A 2,697-nucleotide genomic window follows, 5' to 3' on the forward strand; every position below is an offset into this window, starting at 1 on the left:
CCCCCCGCCTCCGCCCCCCCCTCGGCGCCGCCGCCCTGCACGCGCTGCGGCTCACCGCCCGCGGCCGGCTGCTCCCCGGCCTCACCGCCACCGGCCACGACGCCTGGCGGGCCGGCCCCCTGGACCCGGACGACATCGCACACCTGCGCGCGATCGCCGCCGCCCTGCCCCACGAGGGCCACGCGGCCCCGCTGCCCGGCCCCGGCCCGCTCCGGCTGCCCGAGCCGGAAGCGCTGATGCGCTCCTTCCTGGACGCCGTCGCCGACACCCTCCCGCGCACCCCGGCCGCGCCCCTCGCCTCCGGCAGGCCCTTCGCGGACCGCCGCCCGCAGCGCCTGCCCGGGGCGCAGGACTGGGCCGCCGAGGTCGCCGCCGGCATGGACGCGGGCGTGCGGATCTCGCTCCGCCTCGACCTGTCCGCGTACGACCTCTTCGACGAGGGCGGCCGGGCCCGCAGCGCCGGCGCCGCGATCGTCCAGGTCCACAGCCTCGCCGACCCCACCCTCGTCGCCGACGCGGCGGCCCTGTGGTCGGGCGGGGCGGACGCGGTGTTCGGCCCCCGCGCACGCGTGGACGCCGCTCTCGCCGTGCGGCGCGCCGCCAGGGTCTGGGCGCCCCTGGACCGGTTCGCCGAGCAGGACGTGCCCGACGTACTGGCCCTGTCGGAGGACGAGTTGGGCGACCTGCTCGGCGTCGCCGCGACCCGGCTCGCGGCGGCCGGCGTCGCCGTGCACTGGCCCCGTGACCTCGCCCAGGACCTGACCGCGGCCGCGGTGGTAAGGCCCGCACCGGGCTCGGCCACCGACGGCACCGGCTTCTTCGAGAGCGAGGAACTCCTCCAGTTCCGCTGGCAGTTGGCGCTCGGCGGCGACCCGCTCAGCGAGGCCGAGATGGACGCCCTCGCCGAGGCCCACCGGCCCGTGGTCCGGCTGCGCGACCAGTGGGTGCTGGTCGACCCGGCGCTCGTCCGCAAGGCCCGCAAACGCGAACTGGGCCTGCTCGACCCGGTCGACGCGCTGTCCGTCGCCCTCACCGGCAGCGCTGAGGTCGACGGCGAGACGGTCGAAGCCGTACCGGTCGGCGCGCTGGCCGCGCTGCGGGACCGGCTGACGGCCGGGGTGCGGCCCGCCGAGCCACCGCCGGGGCTGCACGCCACCCTGCGCGACTACCAACTCCGGGGCCTGGCCTGGCTGGACCTCATGACCTCCCTCGGCCTCGGCGGCTGCCTCGCCGACGACATGGGCCTCGGCAAGACGATCACGGTGATCGCCCTGCACCTGAAGCGCGCCCGCCGCGAACCGACCCTGGTGATCTGCCCGGCCTCGCTGCTCGGCAACTGGCAGCGGGAGATCACCCGGTTCGCGCCCGGCGTCCCCGTCCGCCGCTTCCACGGCCCCGACCGCACCCTGGAGGACCTGGACGGCGGCTTCGTGCTCACGACGTACGGCACCATGCGGTCGACGGCGGCACGACTGGCCGAGCAGCGCTGGGGCATGGTTGTCGCGGACGAGGCACAGCATGTGAAGAACCCGTACTCGGCGACGGCGAAGGCACTGCGCACCATCCCGACACCCGCGCGCGTGGCCCTCACCGGCACCCCGGTGGAGAACAACCTCTCCGAACTGTGGGCCCTGCTCGACTGGACGACCCCCGGACTGCTCGGCCCCCTGAAGTCCTTCCGCGCCCGCCACGCGCGCGCCGTCGAGAACGGCGAGGACGAGGAGGCGGTACGGCGGCTGGCCCGGCTCGTCCGACCCTTCCTGCTGCGCCGCAAGAAGTCGGACCCCGGCATCGTCCCGGAGCTGCCGCCCAAGACGGAGACGGACCACCCGGTCCCGCTCACCCGCGAACAGGCCTCCCTCTACGAGGCGGTGGTCCGCGAGTCGCTGCTCGCCATCGAGACGGCGGAGGGCATCGCACGCCGGGGCCTGGTGCTGAAGCTCCTGGGCGCGCTGAAGCAGATCTGCGACCACCCCGCGCTGTATCTGAAGGAGGGCCCCGGCGAGGCCGGCCGCCTCGCGGTCCGCTCCGGCAAACTGGCCCTGCTGGACGAACTGTTGGACACCCTGCTGGCCGAGGACGGCTCGGCGCTCGTCTTCACCCAGTACGTCGGCATGGCCCGTCTCATCACCGCCCATCTGACCGACCGCGCGGTCCCCGTGGACCTGCTGCACGGCGGTACGCCGATCCCGGAGCGCGAGCGCATGGTGGACCGCTTCCAGAGCGGTGCGACACCGGTCCTGGTCCTGTCGCTGAAGGCCGCGGGCACCGGCCTCAACCTCACCCGCGCGGGCCACGTCGTCCACTTCGACCGCTGGTGGAACCCGGCCGTCGAGGAGCAGGCCACCGACCGCGCCTACCGCATCGGCCAGACCCAGCCGGTCCAGGTCCACCGCCTCATCACCGAGGGCACCGTCGAGGACCGCATCGCCGAGATGCTGGAGGCGAAGCGGGCGCTGGCCGACGCGATCCTCGGCTCCGGCGAGGCCGCCCTGACCGAACTGACCGACCGTGAGCTGTCCGACCTCGTGTCCCTGCGGAGGACGTCATGACGGGCGGGCCGGCGGACGAGGCACGCCGGGCCCTGCGGGAGGCGCGGGAGCGGCGGGAGGCGGAGCGGCGGAGGGCCGAGGAGGGCGGCTCCGGGCGGACGGGGGACGCGGCCGAGGGGCCGGGGGAGCTTGTGCCGGGTGGGGC

Annotated in this window: 1 protein-coding gene; it reads left to right on the top strand. The window is 75.8% G+C overall.

Going from position 1 to position 2,697, the window contains the following annotated elements:
* Nucleotides 1-2,552 (top strand): DEAD/DEAH box helicase (locus HLK59_RS49345; protein WP_171148229.1); only part of this gene is annotated, 2,552 nt, incomplete at its 5' end.
* Nucleotides 2,553-2,697: the final 145 nt, after the last annotated feature.

The sequence above is a fragment of the Streptomyces sp. S3(2020) genome, assembly GCF_013044505.1.
Taxonomy (GTDB): Bacteria; Actinomycetota; Actinomycetes; order Streptomycetales; family Streptomycetaceae; genus Streptomyces.